10 protein-coding genes and 3 rRNA genes are annotated in these 21,232 nt (G+C 58.7%); 4 read left to right on the forward strand and 9 right to left on the reverse strand.

Translation table 11 applies throughout. From position 1 onward, the window contains the following. Positions 1–123: 123 nt before the first annotated feature. The 5 genes from rrf to H3U90_RS03555 all read right to left on the reverse strand — a co-directional run bounded on the left by rrf (position 124) and on the right by H3U90_RS03555 (position 10,412). A 5S ribosomal RNA gene (rrf, locus tag H3U90_RS03535) occupies positions 124–240 on the reverse strand. A 171-nt stretch (positions 241–411) separates the two neighbouring features. After that, positions 412–3,483 (reverse strand): 23S ribosomal RNA (locus H3U90_RS03540). A 409-nt stretch (positions 3,484–3,892) separates the two neighbouring features. Further along, positions 3,893–5,417, reverse strand: a 16S ribosomal RNA gene (locus H3U90_RS03545). The 16S, 23S and 5S rRNA genes sit together here, the layout of an rRNA operon. Before the next feature lie 530 nt (positions 5,418–5,947). After that, a complete protein-coding gene (locus H3U90_RS03550) occupies positions 5,948–6,877 on the reverse strand; it encodes an alpha/beta fold hydrolase (protein ID WP_198177065.1) in 930 nt (309 codons plus the stop codon). Between the two features lie 412 nt (positions 6,878–7,289). Then, positions 7,290–10,412 carry a glycoside hydrolase family 3 C-terminal domain-containing protein gene (locus tag H3U90_RS03555; RefSeq protein ID WP_198177066.1) on the reverse strand — a complete coding sequence of 1,041 codons (3,123 nt, stop codon included), beginning with the start codon at positions 10,410–10,412 and terminating at the stop codon, positions 7,290–7,292. A gap of 753 nt (positions 10,413–11,165) precedes the next feature. On the opposite strand from H3U90_RS03555, the gene H3U90_RS03560 reads away from it, so the two are divergent. The 3 genes from H3U90_RS03560 to H3U90_RS03570 all read left to right on the forward strand — a co-directional run bounded on the left by H3U90_RS03560 (position 11,166) and on the right by H3U90_RS03570 (position 15,461). Continuing rightward, on the forward strand, positions 11,166–13,595 hold the full coding sequence (locus H3U90_RS03560) for a glycoside hydrolase family 3 C-terminal domain-containing protein (RefSeq protein WP_198177067.1): 2,430 nt from the start codon (positions 11,166–11,168) through the stop codon (positions 13,593–13,595). Next, complete coding sequence (locus tag H3U90_RS03565) at positions 13,588–14,259, forward strand: hypothetical protein (RefSeq protein ID WP_198177068.1); 672 nt, start codon at positions 13,588–13,590, stop codon at positions 14,257–14,259. The genes H3U90_RS03560 and H3U90_RS03565 overlap by 8 nt, the downstream gene beginning before the upstream one ends. 152 nt (positions 14,260–14,411) lie before the next feature. After that, positions 14,412–15,461, forward strand: coding sequence for a glycosyltransferase family 2 protein (locus H3U90_RS03570; protein ID WP_198177069.1), 1,050 nt, complete (start codon positions 14,412–14,414; stop codon positions 15,459–15,461). Here H3U90_RS03570 and H3U90_RS03575 read toward each other — a convergent pair. The 3 genes from H3U90_RS03575 to H3U90_RS03585 form a co-directional block, all read right to left on the reverse strand. Further along, complete coding sequence (locus tag H3U90_RS03575) at positions 15,425–16,792, reverse strand: sensor histidine kinase (protein ID WP_198177070.1); 1,368 nt, start codon at positions 16,790–16,792, stop codon at positions 15,425–15,427. The two genes, H3U90_RS03570 and H3U90_RS03575, sit on opposite strands and share 37 nt — an antisense overlap. Beyond that, complete coding sequence (locus tag H3U90_RS03580) at positions 16,789–17,499, reverse strand: LytR/AlgR family response regulator transcription factor (protein ID WP_198177071.1); 711 nt, start codon at positions 17,497–17,499, stop codon at positions 16,789–16,791. Before H3U90_RS03580 ends, H3U90_RS03575 begins: the two co-directional genes overlap by 4 nt. Before the next feature lie 119 nt (positions 17,500–17,618). Then, entirely contained in the window at positions 17,619–18,941 is a 1,323-nt protein-coding gene (locus H3U90_RS03585) for an MFS transporter (RefSeq protein ID WP_198177072.1), read from the reverse strand. A gap of 247 nt (positions 18,942–19,188) precedes the next feature. Between H3U90_RS03585 and H3U90_RS03590 the strand changes: the two genes are divergently transcribed. After that, on the forward strand, positions 19,189–20,142 hold the full coding sequence (locus H3U90_RS03590; RefSeq protein ID WP_198177073.1) for a DMT family transporter: 954 nt from the start codon (positions 19,189–19,191) through the stop codon (positions 20,140–20,142). Here H3U90_RS03590 and H3U90_RS03595 read toward each other — a convergent pair. Beyond that, on the reverse strand, positions 20,088–21,203 hold the full coding sequence (locus H3U90_RS03595; protein ID WP_198177074.1) for a VanZ family protein: 1,116 nt from the start codon (positions 21,201–21,203) through the stop codon (positions 20,088–20,090). The genes H3U90_RS03590 and H3U90_RS03595 overlap by 55 nt on opposite strands. Between the last annotated feature and the right edge of the window lie 29 nt (positions 21,204–21,232).

Raw genomic sequence — 21,232 nt, forward strand, 5'->3', positions numbered from 1 at the left:
AGTACTCTGAGGTATAGAGGCGCGGCATGCAGACAGAAGGTGTTTTGTGGGGTATATGCCCTGAAATACAGTAAAGGCCCCTGGTGACTGCTGTCACCAGAGGCCTTTGCTTTTCATGTGTAATGGCGGCGGTGTGCTACTCTCCCACACTCTTCCGGGTGCAGTACCATTGCCGTGCTGGGTCTTAGCTTCCGGGTTCGGAATGGGACCGGGCGTCTCCCCCAGGCCATGACCGCCGCGAATCTTCAATTCTTCCAACCCCGTGTGAGGGGGATGGGGTCTTCTGGTGGTTCGGGGACCGGATGGTGGACGCGTGTTCCGTTGTCGATCGCCTGTGCGTGTTCGTGTTCATTGCCGCAGGCATGTGTTTCGCAGTCGGGTTGATGCCGCCACCCCTCCAGGGGGGTGGGTGTTGTGTTGTCCTCGACCATTAGTGCCGGTCGGCTCCGCCCCTTGCGGGGTGTCCACGTCCGGTCTATCGACCATGTGTTCTGCATGGGGTCTTCAGAAGCCCGGAGGCTTCATGGAATCCTTATCTTGGAGGGGGCTTCCCGCTTAGATGCTTTCAGCGGTTATCCCATCCGAACGTAGCCAACCGGCCGTGCCGCTGGCGCGACAACCGGCATACCAGAGGTTCGTCCACCCAGGTCCTCTCGTACTATGGGCAGGGCTCCTCAAGATTCCAACGAGCGCAGAGGATAGAGACCAAACTGTCTCACGACGTTCTGAACCCAGCTCGCGTGCCGCTTTAATCGGCGAACGGCCGAACCCTTGGGACCTGCTCCAGCCCCAGGATGCGACGAGCCGACATCGAGGTGCCAAACCATCCCGTCGATATGGACTCTTGGGGATGATCAGCCTGTTATCCCCGGGGTACCTTTTATCCGTTGAGCGATGCCGCGTCCGTACGCCGGCACCGGATCACTATCTCCGACTTTCGTCCCTGCTCGACCCGTCGGTCTCGCAGTCAAGCTCCCTTGTGCGATTGCACTCGACACCCGATTGCCAACCGGGCTGAGGGAACCCTTGGGCGCCTCCGTTACTCTTTGGGAGGCAACCGCCCCAGTTAAACTACCCGCCAGGCACTGTCCCTGGCCGGGATGACCGGCCGAGGTTAGAGGCCAGATGAGGACAGAGCGGTATTTCACATTACGGCTCCACGGATGCTGGCGCACCCGCTTCGAAGCCTCCCGCCTATGCTACACAGTCCGCACCTAACGCCAATACCAAGGTATAGTAAAGGTCCCGGGGTCTTTTCGTCCTTCTGCGCTTAACGAGCATCTTTACTCGTACTGCAATTTCGCCGAGCTCCTGGTCGAGACAGTGGGGAAGTCGTTACGCCATTCGTGCAGGTCGGAACTTACCCGACAAGGAATTTCGCTACCTTAGGATGGTTATAGTTACCACCGCCGTTTACCGGGGCTTGAATTCACCGCTGCCCCCTCCGAAGAGGGATGACGGATCCTCTTAACCTTCCGGCACCGGGCAGGCGTCAGTGCATATACAGCGACTTACGTCTTCGCATGCACCTGTGTTTTTGGTAAACAGTCGCTACCCCCTGGTCTGTGCCGCCCCAGCCGGCTCCGCGCGCAAAGGCGCCTCACCGGCCGGGGCCTCCCTTATACCGAAGGCACGGGAGTGATTTGCCGAGTTCCTTGACCAGGATTCGCTCGATCGCTTTGGTATACTCTACCTGACCACCAGTGTCGGTTTGGGGTACGGGCGGCGCCACTCCTCACGCCGAAGCTTTTCTCGACGGAACGGCACACCGGATTCGGGGCACAAGACCCCCCATCATCACACCTCGCGCTCATGCCGGGCGGATTTGCCTGCCCGACGCGCCGCATGCTTGACCACGGATAACCACCACCGCGGCCCGGCTCCCGTTCCGTGTCACTCCCGCGCTACCCGCCACGCATCCACACGCCGGTCCCATGCCATCGGACGGTCCGAAGACCACCACCCGACACAGGTAAGGGCATGCTTCCACGTCTTGGATTGGACGGCTTGACGCCGGTAGGAGAATATCGACTCCTTCATCCATTCGACTACGCCTGTCGGCCTCGCCTTAGGACCCGACTCACCCGGGGACGACGAACGTGGCCCCGGAACCCTTGGTCATCCAGCGGACGGGATTCTCACCCGCCTCTCGCTACTCATGTCTGCATTCTCACTTCCACGCGGTCCACGGCCGGCTCACGCCGCCGCTTCGCCCCACGCGGAACGCTCTCCTACCCAGCACAGCGAACTGCGCTGCCGCGTCTTCGGTGGCGTGCTTGAGCCCCGCTACATTATCGGCGCGGAACCACTAGACCAGTGAGCTGTTACGCACTCTTTCAAGGATGGCTGCTTCTGAGCCAACCTCCTGGCTGTCTATGCGACTCCACATCCTTTCCCACTTAGCACGCGCTTGGGGACCTTAGACGACGATCTGGGCTGTCTCCCTCTCGACGACGGAGCTTATCCCCCGCCGACTCACTGCCGCGATACACCTCACATGTATTCGGAGTTTGGCTGCTGTCGGTACCCGATACGGGCCCTCAAGCATCCAGTAGCTCTACCCCATGGAGGCACTCACGCGACGCTGCACCGAAATGCATTTCGGAGAGAACCAGCTATCACGGAATTTGATTGGCCTTTCACCCCTAGCCCCAGGTCATCGGCCCGGTTTTCAACCCAGGTCCGTTCGGTCCTCCACGCGGTCTTACCCGCGCTTCAACCTGCCCAGGGCTAGATCATCCCGCTTCGGGTCCAGGACACGCGACTGGAAACGCCCTTATCGGACTCGCTTTCGCTACGGCTGCCCCACACGGGTTAGCCTCGCCACGCACCACTGACTCGCAGACTCATTTTTCGATAGGCACGCCGTCACCCCGAAGGGCTCCGACGGATTGTAGGCACACGGTTTCAGAAACTCTTTCACTCCCCTCCCGGGGTGCTTTTCACCTTTCCCTCACGGTACTCGTACGCTATCGGTCAGACAGGAATATTCAGGCTTACCCCACGGTCGGGGCGGATTCACACGGGATTCCACGAGTCCCGCGCTACTTGGGAACAAGAACCGGCAGGCGGCGCGCCTTCGGCTACGGGGCCATCACCCTCTACGGCCGGGAATTCAATCCCGTTCGCCTCACACGCCGCTTTATCACTGCCGCCGGGCCCGTCGGAGCCCGGACGCCAAGTCCCACAACACCCATGCCGCAACCCCCGACGGGTATCACACGGCACCGGTTTGGCCATCATCCGCTTTCGCTCGCCACTACTCACGGAATATCCTTTCCTGCAGGTACTGAGATGTTTCACTTCCCTGCGTACCCCCCGCACGAATGCGGTGCCGGCCCATCACGGCCGGCGGGTTACCCCATTCGGACACCCTCGGATCAAAGCCCTGTCGGCGGCTCCCCGAGGCCTATCGCGGCCCCACGCGTCCTTCATCGGTCCTGTCTGCCAAGGCATCCACCATGCGCCCTTGCCGACAACACGACCACAGGCCATGCCACGACAACAACAACTGCGAACTGCCAGACGACAAATCATCACACTAAACGATCACAAAACGATCGACCCGAACCCACTCAAAAAAATAGGCTCGGACGAAACAATACAGCAGACAGCCAGCCCGAAAAGCCGGCCATCCGCTCGCGTCCACTATCCAGTTCTCAAACCACCAGCACACCGACAGGACCCGACGCGGGACAAACCCCACGCAGGAACCCGACGGGCGACGGGAACACCACCCACAAAGGTGGCGGTCCGGGAACCCAACAGCGCATCCATGCCACAGCCTCAAGACCGTTCCACGCCAGCACGCCCACACCATCCGGCCATCCGGCCGGACCCGCAGGCACGACCCCCACGCAGACCGCGCAGGGGATTTCCATAATCTCCGTAGAAAGGAGGTGATCCAGCCGCACCTTCCGGTACGGCTACCTTGTTACGACTTAGTCCCAATCGCGGACCTCACCTTAGACGGCTCCCCCCCAAAAGGGTTGGGCCACCGGCTTCGGGTGCTGCCCACTTTCATGACTTGACGGGCGGTGTGTACAAGGCCCGGGAACGCATTCACCGCGGCGTTGCTGATCCGCGATTACTAGCGACTCCGCCTTCACGGAGCCGGGTTGCAGGCTCCGATCCGAACTGAGACCGGTTTTCAGGGATCCGCTCCATGTCACCATGTCGCATCCCGTTGTACCGGCCATTGTAGCATGCGTGAAGCCCTGGACGTAAGGGGCATGATGATCTGACGTCATCCCCACCTTCCTCCGGGTTAACCCCGGCGGTCCCCCGTGAGTTCCCGGCACGACCCGCTGGCAACACGAGGCGAGGGTTGCGCTCGTTGCGGGACTTGACCCAACATCTCACGACACGAGCTGACGACGACCATGCACCACCTGTGAACCGGCCCCGAAGGGAAGCCACGTCTCCGCGGCCGTCCGGCACATGTCAAGCCCAGGTAAGGTTCTTCGCGTTGCATCGAATTAATCCGCATGCTCCGCCGCTTGTGCGGGCCCCCGTCAATTTCTTTGAGTTTTAGCCTTGCGGCCGTACTCCCCAGGCGGGATGCTTAACGCGTTAGCTCCGACACGGAACCCGTGGAACGGGCCCCACATCCAGCATCCACCGTTTACGGCGTGGACTACCAGGGTATCTAATCCTGTTCGCTCCCCACGCTTTCGCTCCTCAGCGTCAGTGACGGCCCAGAGACCTGCCTTCGCCATCGGTGTTCTTCCCGATATCTACACATTCCACCGTTACACCGGGAATTCCAGTCTCCCCTACCGCACTCCAGTCCGCCCGTACCCGGCGCCGATCCACCGTTAAGCGATGGACTTTCACACCAGACGCGACGAACCGCCTACGAGCTCTTTACGCCCAATAAATCCGGATAACGCTTGCACCCTACGTATTACCGCGGCTGCTGGCACGTAGTTAGCCGGTGCTTATTCGAAAGGTACACTCACTCTCGCTTGCTCCCAATCAAAAGCGGTTTACAACCCGAAGGCCGTCATCCCGCACGCGGCGTCGCTGCATCAGGCTTTCGCCCATTGTGCAATATTCCCCACTGCTGCCTCCCGTAGGAGTCTGGGCCGTATCTCAGTCCCAATGTGGCCGGTCGCCCTCTCAGGCCGGCTACCCGTCGAAGCCTTGGCAGGCCATCACCCCGCCAACAAGCTGATAGGACGCGACCCCATCCCATGCCGGTAAACCCTTTCCCACACCATCATGCGACAGTGCGGAGCATCCGGCATTACCACCCGTTTCCAGGAGCTATTCCGAAGCATGGGGCAGGTTGGTCACGCATTACTCACCCGTTCGCCACTCTCACCAGGCAGCAAGCTGCCCGGATCCCGTTCGACTTGCATGTGTTAAGCACGCCGCCAGCGTTCATCCTGAGCCAGAATCAAACCCTCCACAAAAAAACATCATGAAGAAGCCGAAACGACTCACATCAATAATTGACGGGCCGGCTTCCATAAGGAGGAAACCAACCCACGAAAAACCCCGACACCCCTCACAACGCTCCCACGTACCCGACAACAGTCGGGCGGGCATCGGACTGGCAATCAAAAAGCTATAAGTAGCACAAACACGCTCTTGAGTTCTCAAACCACCACCACACCAACAGCTCCAAGCCCTCCGAAGAGTTCTCATCACTGCCGGGCAGCAAGAAGTAAACTTACACGAACTTGGGTTATCCCGCAAATTGGCATAGAAAAATATCGGAGGATCCCAATGATTCCGGTGATTCTACGGCGTGTCGATTTTCATCGACATAGTCCCCGTTTCATCGACCTTCGTCCATCCAGGAACCCCGCGCACTCTTCAGCGAGGCTCAAACCAATATCTTCAATGACTCATATTAGTAGATTCAGCCCCTTGCAGGATGTATTTCCACCATGCGGATGAGCCCGAACGGTGAGGTAGCTGTTTCTTCATTGAACATGCGCTACAGGCAGATGGCTTTAACCGTTGCCACGAACCGTTCTGGCTCATCCCACTGCGGGCAGTGCCCTGACCGATCAAAACGGATAAACCGATGCGGGCTCTTCAACCCATCTGCGAACCGCTCAACCAGACTGCCCGGCAGATGACGGTCATACTTGCCGCTGATGAAATATACCGGCGCCCCGAAGGAGGTCTGCCCGCTGAAATCGACCTGCTCCAGCTCAGCATCCAAGCGGGCGCGGGATTGAGACACCCCCTTGGCATGGTTGAGAAGACGCGACCAGTTGTAGTAGGGCGAGCGCAGGTAGGTCATCATCCGTCCCAGGGATCCGAACAGCATGGCAGCCCCACCACGAGAAAGCAGCTCATCAATCATCAGCACCATGTCGGCAGCACCGCTCTCTCTGCTGACGATCGAACCGAGCCGGGAGCCCAAGCTCTGTTGCCCCCAATGCCGTCTTAAATGAAGAGCGGCCCGCATGCTGACGACCTGTCCAAGGCCGATGTAGCAGCGAATAAGAGAGGGATACCGCTTCACCATCTCCAGCCCCAGGACGCTGCCCCAGGAATGACCGACGAGGATAAGGGAATCCTGTCCGCAGGCTCGAAGAAGCTTTAGCACAAACCGGTGAACATCTTCAACCATCGAATCGATGGTCACCACCTCGTCAGGCGCAAAAGGATGGTAAGACAGCCCGCTGCCCCGCTGGTCCAGGTTGATGAAGCGGAAATCGCGCTCCAAGGCCGCGTTGTAGCGCATGGTCAGCGGAATACAGGCATCGCCCGGACCACCATGGAGGTAAAGGATAATAGGGGCACGGCGAGGGGCCGGATTCATCGAGAAGACCAGACGCGTACCTCTAATCCACATCCAATACAAACGTGAATGAGTAGAACACTGAGGCTGAACACAGAATTTGCCTTGGGCCATAACAGAATTCTATCGGGAAACGGACCTCAAGAATCTCTCATTCGAACAACAAAACGAGCAAGAGAGTAATCCTGGTTAGTCCCATAATACCCGTCAGGGAACCGATCGCAGCGCCAAAATAACAGTTTTATGGCGCCCACCAAGTCCGCTTTAAACACTCTTTTCTTTGGAACGTGCCGGGTGTCGACGGCATCAAGAAGATCTCCACGAACCTTCCAACATTTGACAGGCCTCACCTATTGAAACCGCATGATTCTTGGAAAGTACATCCCCCCTCCCCCTGACTTTACGGTCAGCATCATGGGCCGCCAAACATAAAACTGGGGCAACCGTTGAATCACGGTTGCCCCAATTGGGCTTGAATCCAATGATTGATCAGATGTGGATCCTTGAATCCTGAGCCCTTACACCATTACGCCTTGACCTTTTTACGGCTCTTTGGCTTCTTGTAACGGTCTGGGTTGGCCTTTTCGTCAAGTCCTCGCCGCACAATCCAGAAAACGATGAGAGCTGCCACAACTACGATAGCCACATCAATTCCGTAGAGCAGTTTCTTCCAAGGACTCATGGAATATCCCAGCCGTGACCTTGGAGTGATGCCATTCATGGCGTTCGAGTTCACTGTGGCGTAGCCAATGTTGTGCAGGGCTTTCCTCATAGCCATACGAGCGGTCGGGCTGTCGTAATCCTTTGCCGCGTTCTCCATCTGGTTCATGAAGAGATCGTTGCCTGCGCGAAGAGTCATATCGCGCAGCTGATGCTGCTTAGTTGGATAAAGATCCGTGATTACTGCGCCTTGGAAGCCCCACTCGCCACGGAGTACATCGGTTAGCAGACCACGATGCGCAAACCCGATCACACCTCCAATGCTGTTCTGGGAAGACATGATGCCCGTAGCCGAACGAATGACCTTGGTTGTCATCGTCCCTTTGCTGTCACCAATGTACTTTTCAGTGCTCCTAGCCTCCTTGACGGCAATTTCAAAAGGCTTCAAGTAGATCTCGCGCACTGCTTGTTCATTAGCCCAAGTAGCCAGGTACATATCGCGGAAGGTCTCCTGCTCGTTGAGCGCAAAATGCTTCAAATAGCTGAAGATGCCCTTATTTCCAGCACCGCTTATCGAGGCCGCAGCCAGCTTCCCGGACAGGAGGCCATCTTCAGAGTAGTACTCGTAGACACGACCGCTGAAAGGAGACCGGTGAGTATTGACTCCAGGAGCATACCAAGCGTTCAGACCAGACTGCAGACCCTCCTCACCCAGGGCCTCACCCATCTCCTTCAGAAGATTTACGTTCCAAGTGGAGGCTATGACATTGGCGCCTGCCCAGGATGAGGCGCCCTTGATACTCCATCCCATGGCACCGTCCTTATCCACAGTTGCAGGCTTGTCGATGGACGGAATCGCAGCGGTTTGGTAGGCGGCCTTGAAAAGAACCTCAGTGATGCTCTTCTTATCACCCTGCCAATCAATCTGATCCAGCAACTGGTCCCACTTCTTGCTGTTGTAATCCTCGCCACGCAGGTCGATCAGAGCCAGATCATGCTTGGCTTTGGATTTAGGCTCCTTGTCTTGGTAGACCTTGCTGGCCTTGTCATTGCCTAGAACCTTATCGGTATCAGGGTCGAACTTGTCAAACCAAGAGAATTCATCCAGAGCAACCTGTGGAGCCACACCCTTACGTCCCTCTGGGGCTGTTGGGAAGGTTCCCTTCCAGTTGCTACGTGAAAGCTGGGTGACGCCCTGTTCATCCATATAGGCGTTCATGGTCTGGAAATGGTTGCTGGGCGCCTTGAAACCGGCCTTCTGTTCAGGTTTGCCTGTCGGTTCACCCTTGTCGTTGAGCTTGGATTGTGCATCCTTGTCAGACTGCCGTGGATTGTTGCCTTCATAGAACTGGGTATTGGCAACAGTGAACTGGTAGGTGTCCAGGACATCATGGGAATTGTTCTTGAGTTGCAGCATGTAATTCCCGGCCTCCAGAAGATAGGCACCGGTGGAACCGTCATGATTCCTATGGTGGTAGTCGTAGGAAGCCATATCGTCCTCGGAGAACTTCAGTTTGATCTCCTGCCCAGCACCAGGCTGTAGAAGCTTGGTTTTGGCGAAGGCGCCCAGTTCGGTGGCAGACTTCTCCACATGATTGCTCCTGTCATAGTCGGTGTAGGGAGCTGTGTAGTACAGCTGGACGGTATCCTTGCCAGCGACCTTGCCGGTATTCTTTACTTCGACGGTGGCTTCCACCTTCCCGCCGGACACCTGAACATCCTTGAGTTTCCGGTCAAAAGAGGTGTAGCTCATTCCGTAGCCGAAAGGATAGGCCACAGCGCCAGGTTGGACGATGCCGCCGTTCTTATTCAGCCTGCCATAGATGAAATCAGGATCTTCGACACTGGCCGTCTCATAATAGCGATAGCCAACGTATATACCTTCTTCATATTCGACATAAGGACGATCGATGGTGCCGCGGTTAGCTCCAGGCATGAAATCGCCCAAGACTGATTGATCTTTGACCTTGGTGTTGGTGTAGTGGTATTCACCAAAATTGGCAAAAGTTGGGTCCTTGGTGAAATCGGTCGGATAGGTATCTGTCAAGCGACCGGAAGGATTAACCTTTCCGCTCAGTATCCTGCCAAGTGATTCAAACCCGCGAGAGCCAGTGGTGCCGGTCCATACAATGGCATCAGCCTCAAATTCTCCACCCATAATTGGGGTCAGCTCCATAGGATTCGCACTGTTGAGCACCACAATCACCGATGCGCAGTGATCCTTGGCAAACTTGATTGTGTTCTTCTCCGCTGCAGTCAAAGCCAGATAATGTGGAGTTCCATCGTCATACCCCTGCGTGCGCTTGTCGATTCCTTCGGAACCTGAACGCTTGATGAAAACTATGCCCGTTGTGTCCTTGACCTTGTCAGCAAGTGGCGTATAGATGCTGGGATCATACTCATCGATATGAGCTGACTTCCCCTTGTCCATGATGGCTTGGACCGAGTTCTTGTCCGCATTCAGTGCCTTGGTGCCTGGCGCAGCACCTGGCGACGAAGTCTTAGCTCCCTTCATGGCTTGGACTGTTGCATTATTTACTTTGAAATAATGCTTGAGCCCCTGCTCGGAGGTAATCATCTCCTTGTCCGTCGTAGCCGCTGCTCCACTACCGGAATAGGCTGGGTCCATATATCCCGCTCCGAAGGGCGAAACTATACTTTGCTCCTTCAAAGGGAGTACACCGTCATTCTTCAACATGACGATGCCCTCATCGGTTACCCTATGGGAGACGGCATCGCTTTTCGTCTTGGCCTCCTGCATAGAATTGGTGGCCTTGGCGTTGTAAGTGGTGTTCCAGGCTGAAGTTCCCGGGGCTTTCTTAACGACCACGTGGCCCCCACCCAGGTAACTGTCAAGCACACTGGCAAAAGAATTGCCAGCCACGGTCAAAGCCACAGCCAGAGCCAGGATGACCACGATAACGGTGATCCATATCCGCTTGAACGTCCGTCCGCTCATCTTTAGTTTCTTCGGTTTTTCCGATTCCACGATTTCTCCTTGCAGTCTCTTCATTGACACTTGGGGAAAGCACCGACGACGGTCATCAGCGATGAGGAATCGCCCTGTACGTTCCCTAACATCTCAGTTGTTTCGAACACGGTCAGAATATCCATCACTTTTCCAGCAATCTTCGGGAAAAGCACAACCTGTCGCTTTGACACCCTAATCTGCTGGCATCTATAGAGGATTCGCATAACGATTCTGCTGGTGTAGTAGCTTCTCGCAGCAAGCTTTTACAGTTAGGCACGAAAACAAATATTTCGGTCTTAGAGCTTGTAATGAGCCACACTGTAAACAATCAAAACTCATATAGGGATAGACTCCAAAAGCGAAGCATTCCCGGATGACATGGACGACTCGCGTTCTTGCTTAACCCTAGTCAATAGTTGCATGCAAATGGTTTGCTCAAGCCCGAAACTCCCCTATTCAAGCAGTGTCCAGGATCGTATGCATACGTCCCTCTCAAAACTAGTAAAAATAGCTGAAGGAACTTTTCCAAGAGAACAGCATTTCATATCAGAGAAGGCGCTGCCGACAACCATTTATGCGCCCAATCGAACAGGTTGGTCTCAAAGTGCTGCACAGGGAGGTGTAAACACCGATAATACAAACGAAGCAGAACCGAGCCTTTACCAGAAAACTTCGGTGTTTTCTGAGCCTGAAGAGAATTTCGACACGGGTCTTGACCTCTCTGGGAGACTGGCCGGTTAACCACCGAAGGAGTCGTGGAGAGGGAACACTATGGAAGTCAAGGATCTGACAGTTCTGGAACGGGCATCGCTGCTCTCCGGAAAATCCACCTGGGCGACCCGAGCCTTGAAGAGGGCGGGCATCCCGAGCATGGTCCTAAGCGACGGCCCGCACGGTCTGCGCCGCCAGACCGGATCAGGGGACAACCTAGGCATGGGCAAATCCAAGCCCGCTACCTGCTTCCCCACAGCCGGCACCGTGGCCTGCTCATGGGACCCGGAGCTGGCCAAGACCATGGGCCAAGCGCTGGGCAGCGAAGCCAGAAGTCTGGGCGTCAACATGGTTCTGGGTCCTGGCATGAACATCAAGCGCAACCCCCTGTGCGGCAGAAACTTTGAATACTATTCCGAAGACCCCCAGGTGGCCGGTCGTATGGCTGCAGGCCTGATTGAAGGCATCCAGTCCCAGGGCGTGGCCGCCACCCCCAAGCACTTCGCCATGAACAGCCAGGAGCTGCGCCGTCAGGCATCCGACTCCGTGGTGGACGAGCGCACCATGCGCGAGCTCTATCTGACCGGATTCGAGATCGCCGTGTGCCAGGCCCACCCCTGGGCCATCATGACCTCATACAACATGGTCAACGGCACCTATGCCAACGAGAATCCCCACCTGCTCAAGGACATCCTGCGCAAGGAGTGGGGGTTCGACGGCATGGTGGTCTCGGATTGGGGCGGCTCCAACAGTGCAGTTGCAGCAGCCGCCAATGGTTCCTCCCTGGAGATGCCCCAGGCCGGTTATGACTCCGTGCGACAGGTTGCCAAGGCCGTGCAGGAGGGCCGCCTGGCGGAAGCCGACCTGAATGCCCGGGCCGAAGAGGTGGCACGGCTGGCCAAGCTGACCTACCACTCTGACATGGATCCTGATGGGAACCTGACCGCGGATCAGATACGGGACCACCATCAGGTGGCTAGGAGCATCGCCGAGGGATCCGCCGTCCTTCTGGTCAACCGGGAGGGACGCCTGCCACTGGCCGTCGGCACCCGGGTCGCCCTGGTCGGGGATATGGCCAAAACCGCCAGGTTCCAAGGATCCGGATCCTCAAAGGTCAATGCAGCCAAGCAGGAGAGCATGCTGGACCTGCTCAGGCAGGGCAACGGCGACGGCCTGGAGCTGGCCTCCTACAGCCAGGGATACGAACGCCATGGCGAGAAGAACCGGTCTTTGATCGACCAGGCCGTGGCTGCGGCTGGCCAGGCCGACGTGATCGTCGCCTGCGTGGGCCTGGATGAGCGCAGTGAATCCGAGGGTCTGGACCGTTCCCACATGGATATTCCCAGCAACCAGGTCGACCTGATCAAGGCCCTTGGTGCGACGGACAAGCCCCTGGTGGTCGTCCTGGTGGCGGGCTCCCCCGTCACCACCGACTGGATTGACCAGTGCGATGCCGTTCTCTATATAGGACTGTCCGGGCAGGCTGGAGCCTCAGCCACCCTGAACATCCTGACCGGCCGGGTCAACCCCTCCGGCCACCTGGCCGAAACCTGGCCCAAGTCCTATGCCGACTGCCCCAGCGCCGACTGGTACCCCGACCCCGCGCACGAGTCCATCTACCGGGAGGGGCCCTTCGTCGGCTACCGCTACTACCTGACCGCCGACGTGGAAGAACGCTTCCCCTTCGGCTATGGCCTGTCTTATGCACATTTCGCCTACGCCGATCTGTCCGTGGACGATAAGGGAGTCACCTTCACCCTGACCAACGACTCGGACAGGCAGGGGGCCACCGTTCCCCAGCTCTACGTCCAGGCGCCCAGGGGAGGCGTACTCAGACCAGTCCGCGAACTGAAGGGCTTCAAGAAGGTCAGCCTGGAGGCCGGCCAGTCAACCCAGGTCCGCATCGACTTCGACCAGATGACCTTCCGACACTTTGATACGGTCAGCAACTCCTGGCAGGTCGAGTCCGGCGACTGGACCATCATGATCGGGTCCGACGCGCGCAAGATGGAGCTGAGCGGGCATCTGAGAGTCCAGGGCACCGTCGACCCGCAGAGTCCCGACCCTGCCCTCGGCGCCTATCTGACCGGCCGGGTCAAGGAGGTCGACGATGCCGCTGTGACAGCACTCTTCGGCCACCCGGTGGTCCGACAGGGCGCCGTCAGCACCTTCGGCGTCAACGATCCGCTCTCATCCTGGAAGGACTCCAGAAGCGCCCTGGCCAGGTTCGTGGCCAACTTCCTGGCCAAGAGCGAGAGCCGCCACGAGGCCAAGACCGGCAACCCCGACCTGAACACCCTCTTCCTGCTCAACATGCCCCCCAGGGCCATGGCCAAGATGACCAACGGGCTGATCGACACGGCCATGGTCGAGGCCATCGTGCGCATCCCCAATGGCCACCTATGGCGGGGGCTGGGCGGATTCATCGCCGGATTCTTCAGGAACATGTCCGCCAACCGCAAGACCGGAAAGGAGCTCAATCATGAGTGATCAGCACAGCCAGCAGGCCGGACAGCCGGCCCAGGGGAAGGCGACGACGACCTCACAGTGGGCGATCGTCCGCTGGTGGCGGCGGTTCAGCGACCGGCACACCACCCTGGCCCAGTTCATCGTCTTCTTCATCCTGTCCAACGGGGTCACCGTCCTGCAGCTGGTGCTCATGCCCGTGCTCAAGGCCATCTTCAACGGCACCTCCCTGGTCGGCACCAACTTCCAGATCTGGCGCATGGGGACCGTCGGCGGCAAGCCCTACTACCTGTTTGACTACGCGGCCGGATCCATCGGCCACGGCGGCGGGGGCGGCCTGGCCTACTTCCTCGCGGTGGAGATCACCCTGCTGATCGCCCAGGTCATCAACTTCTTCCTCCAGCGCAACATCACCTTCAAGTCCAACTCCTCGGTCTGGAAGGCGGCCTTCTGGTACCTGGTGGCCTATGTGATCATCACCATCATCGCGGCGGCGCTGCAGGGCTGGTACAAGGACCCCATCTACGGCTTCTTCCAGCACACCCTGAACTGGGGCGGCCTGGGGACCACCATTGCTGATCTGGTCACCATGATCATCAACTCGGCCATCTCCTTCTGGGTCTTCTTCCCCATCTTCAAGGTCATCTTCCGTCAGGAGCCCACCGAATCCGAGACGAGCGCCCAGTAAAATTCCGCCCCCACTCCCCCGGCTGTCAATGAACCGGCATGCATCGGCATCCAGAGGGGCGGGGCCTTTTCCTCAAACCCATCATGTACAGTGGTCGCATACAACGGCCGCCGATATACCCGCCGACCCATTCTTTTGCGAAGTGATCGTTCATGACAGCTGACCGTCCGGCCCCCACGAGCCCGCTCGTTCTCACCTTCATCGTCCCTGCCTATAACATGGCCCGGCATCTGCCGACCTGCCTGGATTCGCTTCTAAGCCGGGAGGGGGACGATCTGGAGGTCATCGTGGTCGATGACGGTTCCACCGATGACACAGCACAGGTGGTGCGGTCATACCGGGAACGTCACCCGCACATTGTCCGCCTGATCAGCCAGACCAACAAGGGCCACGGCGGCGCGGTCAACACGGGTCTGGCAGCTGCCAGGGGCCGCTATGTCAAGGTGGTCGATGCCGACGACTGGGTGGACCCGACCTCCCTGGGCCTGGTTCTGGATCAGCTGCGCGACCAGTCGCGACGTACGGATCCGGTGGACATGGTGGTCACCAACTATGTCTACGAAAAGGAAGGCCGCAAGCATAAGCGGGTCATCAACTTCCGCAGCGTCATGGACCCGGGACGGATGCTGGACTGGAACCACCTGCGGCGGTTCGGGCTGGCCCAGTACATGATCATGCACGCCCTGATCCTGCGCACCGAGGTGCTTCGTCAGGCCCATACCCGCCTGCCCGAGCACACCTACTACGTGGACTTCATCTACTCCTATCAGCCACTGCCCTGGGTGCACACCCTGCTCTACCTGGATACTGATTTCTATCGCTACCACACTGGACGCCAAGGCCAGTCGGTGCAGACCTCGATCATGATCGCCCGGGTTTCACAACTATTGCTGGTCAACGGGCTCATGGCGGATTCCACGCCTGACCCGGGGACGGTTCCCCGTGGACTTTATCGTTATATGATCCACTATCTGTCCATCAACTGCGTGGTGACCTCGGTCTTCCTGATCCTCTCCCGCAAACCCAGCAACTACCGGAACAAGGACATGCTTTGGCGAAGGCTGGAGCACCGCTCCCCCATCATCGCCTCCGACGTGCGATCCACCCTGCTCTGCCGGATAATCAACATGCCGGGCAGGCCGGGCCGCCTGGCCATCCGTCTGGGTTACAAGGTCGCCGAGGCCGCCATGGGTTTCAATTGATTGCCCTCCCTCGGCAGGAGCACGCAGAGGCTGAACCAGTGATGCTCTGTGCGCAGGGTTATCTCGCCCTGGTAGCGATGGGCTATGTGCCGGATGGACTTGACCCCGTACCCATGCAGGCCATCGTCGGTCCTGGTCTTGGTGGTCGCCAGTTCGCCATTGTCCTTCCAATTAAGATGCGAGGCGAAATAGTTTTCGATGCGAATCACCACGAATTGTCCTCGGGCGTACAGGGCCACTTTGATTAGGCGGCGGTCGGGCTCCTTGACCTTCCTCAAAGCCTCGATGGCATTGTCCAAGGCGTTGCCGAAGAGGGTGGAGACATCCATGGGCGACATCCCCTCCAAGAGCGAGCCGTCGGCCACCATGGTCAGGGTGATCCCCTCTTCCGAGCAGATGCGCTCCTTGGTCGACATGACCACATCAAGGATGGGGTTGCCGGTATGCTGCTGCGACCCGTACCGCCCGACCGCAGCCTCCAGCTCCTCGAAGTCCTGGGACTTGCGCTCAGGGTCCATCTGCGAACGCAGGGCGGCAATCTGATGCTTGAGGTCGTGGGCAAGCCTGCCCATGGCCTCCAGATTCTCCTTGGAGCGCATATACTCCCGATGCTGGCTGTAGGCCCGGGCGTTGATTGAGGCCAGCTCGGCGCTGGCATGGCTCTCCCGCAGCTGCTCCTGCTGGGCGTAGAGCATGGCGAACCCACACAGGTCCACAAGGGTGCGGATGTAGAAAATCTCCAGGCCGACCCGACCCGAGAAGGGGGTGTTGGTGGAGACGAAGCTCAGATTGGACATGGCGAAGGTGACCACCGCAATGACCGCGGCCATGAAGACGCTGCGTCCAGGCACCGAAGGCTGTGCATCGGCGAAGTTGCGCCGCTCCGCCACCCAGGCCAGCAGCCCTACGCCACCATAGATCAGCACCAACAGGATCAGGGAGGCCGGGTCGTACAGGCTGTGGCTGGCAGGCCGCATGAAAGAGTCCAGCTGCCAGTGCAGGGAGGCAACCAGTTCAGCCAGGACGAAGGCACGGGCCAGTAGATAAGCCCCATCCAACGCGCCCAACCCTGAAGCCAGCATGATGATGGCATACATGCAGGCCACGGCCAGGCACATGCTGATGATCCAGAAGGCGATAGGGAGGGTGCCGGCCCAGTATTGAACGACAACCAGCACGGCCAGACCAGGCAGAAGGACCGCCGCCATCCGAAGGCGGGAGATTCTCGGCCCGATGGCCAACAGATAGACCAGGCAACCCAGCCATTCGCTGATGGCCGTATAGAGCCGGGGTATGTCGGGCAGGGCGTTGAGGATGTGGGTGGTGGTCATGGCCGACCTGCCACGTAGGCGGTTAGAGCCGTCATAAAGGATTTCTTGCGGGGTCGGCTGACCCGCAGCCGCTGACCGGTGGACATAATGCAGTCCTGGTCCTCCATGCCCGTCACATGGGCCAGATTGACCAGGTAGCAGGAGTTGGATCGGAAGAATCCCCGCTGGTCCAGCTGGCCCTCCAGACTCTTCAAGGTGCTGTTCGTGGTCAGCGAGGAGCCCAAGGTATGGATGACGCTGCTGTGACGGACGGATTCGATGAAGACGATGTCCTTGAGGGGAATCCGGGTGGATCGTGCTCCCTCGGTAATCAGGATGGACAGGTCCACGCGGCCGCGCACCTGGGCGATGGACCGGTCCAGCTCCTGGGAGAAGGCGAACCAGGGCAGGGGCTTGAGCAGGTAGGAGAGTGCGCCCACCTCATAGCCGTTGATGGCGTACTGGGGGGCGGAGGTGATGAAGACGATGACCACCGACTCATCACGGGCGCGCACTCTGCGGGCCACTTCAATCCCGTCCATGGGGATCATCTGAATGTCCAGAAGAAGGATGTCATACACGGGTCGATAGCCGTCCGCAAAGGCCTTGCCATCGGTGAAGACGCTGACCGACAGCTCTTCCTGGCGTTCCTTGCGGTAGCGGCTCAGGTAATTGACCATGGTCCGGCAGCTGATGGAATCATCATCCACCACTGCGATTCTGATCATCCTGGCGCACACTCCTTACCCCGGCGGCCGAAGACCCAAGGCCGCCGTTATCACCGTTCTTCCATGATATCGGAGATGTCCGCATGGCAGACTCCGCTTTCCCGAAGCCGAACTCGGACTCAGTGAGTCTCAACCACCCGTGCGGTCTTGTAGCGCTCGGCCCGGGTCAGAATCAGGAAGCAGATGATTCCCAGCAGGGCAGATACGGCAATAATGCCAAAGCCCACGTTCCAACCCGATTTGCCCACGAGCGCACCGATCCCGTAGGAGGCAGTGGCTTCGCCGAATATGTAGCCGAACAGGCCTACAAACCCGGTAGTACTGCCAATGGCAAAACGCGGCGCCAGATCGATGGTCAGAGCGGCGATCAGCATCTGCGGTCCGTAGACGAAGATGCCCATCAGGGCTATCTCCAGGTCAATAGCCCAAAGGTCACTGGAAGCCCAGTAGCCCAGGAAGACGACCCCCAACAGGGCCATCAGACCTGCGGCCATGCCGGCGCGCTTGCCGTGGAAAAAGTGGTCGCTCATCCAGCCGATCAGGATGGTCCCCGGGATGGCCGCATACTCGAAGAGCGCGAAGCTGGAGCGCGCCTGAGCAAGGGAGAACCCTTTGGCTTCGTTCAGGTAGATGGGAATCCAGTTGAGCACGCCATAGCGCAGAATGTAAACGAAGGCATTGGACAAGGCCAGGACCCAAATGTAGGGGTTGGAGGCCACATACCGTAGGAAAATCTGCACAATGGACAGGTCGGAATGGGTCTGAAGCTTGGCGGCATCAATATTCTCGTCCTCATATTCCTCGGCCTTGTACTCCTGGATGGGCGGCAGGCCTACCGACTCGGGGGTATCGGCTCCCAGCAGCACAACCAGCAGGGCCATAATAAGCGAGATGATCGAGGGGACGAAGAAGATGCTCTTCCACATGTGAGGCCCGAAGGCGGCCAGGGCTACGCCCACAATAGGCGCCACAGTGCCCGAGCCCAGATTGTGGGAGGTGTTCCACATGGACACGAAGGAACCGCGCTCTTTCTCAGCCCACCAGTTGGACAGCGACTTGTGCGCGGCAGGCGCCCCCATGCCCTGGAAAATACCCAGCAGGACCATGAGCACCATCATGACCCCCTTGCTAGCCGTGGCCCCGAAGATCAGGTTGAGCAGGGCAGACAGGACCAGTCCGGTGGCGATGTAGTAGCGAGGGTTGGATTTGTCGGATAGCATGCCCATGACGAACTTGCTGATGCCGTAGGAGACGGCCAGGCAGAGCGTAATCAATCCGATGTCCGCTGTCGTGAAGCCATAGTTGCGCTTAAGGTAGGGGGAGGCCACAGAGAAGTTGGAGCGGATGATGTAGTACCCTGCATATCCTAGGTAGATGCTGAAGAATACCCGTATGCGATAGGAACGATAAGTCGCAGGAATCTTCTTTTCGGGAACCTTCACCTTGGCAGGAGGGGCTGGTTTGAGAAAAGCAAACATAGTTTGAACTACTCTCTCTCTTTCCTTTTGCAATCAATCGGTCTGCACGCCTATGTGCACAGACTTGACACTGGAACTGCTCAGTCCAGACGCCACATTCGCAGTATAGGACGCCTTGGTGGAACAAGTCGGCATAGGACTCGATAGTCGGATGTATACATGTCTTGCGAATCAATTCTCACTTGTGGACGGGAACGGTTAGAGTCGAAACATGTCTACCTCCGCACCCTCTTCGTCCTGGAAACCCTCCACCTGGCTGGCCCGCCTGATGCTGCTGATGGCCGCGGCCGCCTGGGGAGCCGGATACACCTTCGAAAAGGTTGCCATGGAGACCCTGACCGTGCGCTGGCTGATGGGCATTCGAATCCTGTGCGCCATCGTCATCATGACGCCTTTTCTGTTGCCTCGGCTGCGCAGGACCGGGGCCATACACACCCTGGTGCCGGGACTGATTCTTGGGGTCAGCTACTGGGCGGCCTTCAGCCTGCAGATGATGGGACTGACCACCATTGCTCCGGGCCGCAACTCCTTCCTGACGGCCACCTACTGCATCTTTGTACCCTTCCTGGTCTGGATCATGGCCCGTCGACGGCCGGCCCTGCGCCACTTCGTCGCTGCCGCCATCTGCATCCTGGGCGTGGCTCTGATCTCGCTGCCGGCCCAAGGCGGGGGACAGGGGCTGTCCTTGAGCACCGGCGACCTGCTGACCCTGGCCGGTGCCCTACTCTACGGGGTCAACCTGGTCATCACCGGCTTCCTGACCAAGAAGTTCGATGCGCCCACGCTTACCTACCTGGAGCTGCTCTTCGGCGGCATCCTCTTCCTGGTCTGTGCGCTGATCTTCGATTCCTTCCCCACTGCGGCCGACTTCACGCCCTCAACCCTGGGCTCCATGATTTATCTGACGCTGATCTCGACCCTGATGGCCCAGAACTTCCAGAACATCGCCTTCTCCAGGGTCCCCGCCGCCCAGGGTTCGCTGATCCTGTGCTCGGAGAGCCTGTTTGGCATGCTGGTCTCGGTCCTGGTCCTGCACGAGGAGCTGACGGCCACCCATCTGCTGGGCTTCGCCATTATCTTCGCCGCCATCATCCTGTCCGAGGTCAGGTTTCACCCCCGCCGGTCGTCGGCGGATTCCTCTGCACCTGTGTCCTCCTCCCGGTAGGCTGTCCCGGGCAGGAGGTCGTAGGGCATCTGCCGCTTGATCAGATAGAAGACCAGCAGGAGCAGGGCCAGGATACGCGTTGCAATCTGAACGTTGCCGGTCCAGGGGCCGAAAACGGCCAGGATGATTGCGGTCCGGAACAGATAGAAGAAGAAGCGGGACCAGCCATGCCGTTGCTTGGTCTCGATAGTCATGTGGGTGAAGGTGGCACCCAGCGTCCGTCCCCGGCGGGGCAGGGGGATAAGCAGTTCGAAAATCAGCAGCATGGCCAGATCCACCACGGTCCCGAACACATCCAGAGCGGATGTGGCGATCAGCAGCCCGCCAAAGCGGTAGTGGCCATCCAGCTGATAGGTGCCCAAGCGATGGACCGCATAGGTCACGCCCATCCCCAGAGACATGGACAGGATGGTGGCCAGGAGCAGATCCAGAGCCAGGGAGACGGCACGGTGTATGAACCCGGGGTTGGTGACCAGCTGGGCGGCGTCAGCCTGACGGGTGGGAACGAGTTTGTTGGCCGCCATGGCCACCAGGTAGCCGATTATGGCGCCTGAGGTATTCCAGATCAGGTCGTCTACGTCGAAGAGGCGATAGGCGCAGCCCACGATGCCGAAGACCCCGGTCAGCTGGGCCGTCTCAATGAAGAGGGAGACCAGGATGGCGACCGGCAGGGCCAGGATGAAGCGCCAGCGGAAGACCCGCCCCATAATAAAGCCCAGGGGCAGGAAGAAGGCCACATTGAGCAGGATCTGCAGCATGGCCATCCGTCCGCCTGTGCTCAGGTCGGTTAGGAACTGCAGGGGGTTGAGCTGGGGAGTCAGATGATGGGTGGCACAGAAGGCGGCACGATCGTCGGGCATGGGCCAGAGGGTGAAGAAGACCAAGGCCAGCAGGTATAAGACGGTCAGGTAGGCCGCCATGGCTGCGGTCAGCCGCAGCCGGTGGTAGCGGTTGTAAATCAGGGCAAGGATGGGCAGGGTCAGAATCAGCGAGGCAAGGGGCCAAAAGACCAGAGATATGCCGAAGGAGCCGCTGAAATAGTCCAAGTACGTCGAGAGCATAATTCCAGTCTAAAACGCTCCCGGGTCTA

Origin of the sequence: Bifidobacterium sp. W8103 (genome assembly GCF_016100775.1) — a bacterium.
GTDB classification, from domain to species: domain Bacteria; phylum Actinomycetota; class Actinomycetes; order Actinomycetales; family Bifidobacteriaceae; genus Bombiscardovia; species Bombiscardovia choladohabitans.

Coding starts and splice junctions, on each gene's coding strand:
- H3U90_RS03590 (WP_198177073.1), top strand. CDS start 19,189: ATGTCTACCTCCGCACCCTCTTCGTCCTGGAAACCCTCCACCTGGCTG.
- H3U90_RS03570 (WP_198177069.1), top strand. CDS start 14,412: ATGACAGCTGACCGTCCGGCCCCCACGAGCCCGCTCGTTCTCACCTTC.
- H3U90_RS03580 (WP_198177071.1), bottom strand. CDS start 17,499: ATGATCAGAATCGCAGTGGTGGATGATGATTCCATCAGCTGCCGGACC.
- H3U90_RS03595 (WP_198177074.1), bottom strand. CDS start 21,203: ATGCTCTCGACGTACTTGGACTATTTCAGCGGCTCCTTCGGCATATCT.
- H3U90_RS03560 (WP_198177067.1), top strand. CDS start 11,166: ATGGAAGTCAAGGATCTGACAGTTCTGGAACGGGCATCGCTGCTCTCC.
- H3U90_RS03565 (WP_198177068.1), top strand. CDS start 13,588: ATGAGTGATCAGCACAGCCAGCAGGCCGGACAGCCGGCCCAGGGGAAG.
- H3U90_RS03550 (WP_198177065.1), bottom strand. CDS start 6,877: ATGGCCCAAGGCAAATTCTGTGTTCAGCCTCAGTGTTCTACTCATTCA.
- H3U90_RS03575 (WP_198177070.1), bottom strand. CDS start 16,792: ATGACCACCACCCACATCCTCAACGCCCTGCCCGACATACCCCGGCTC.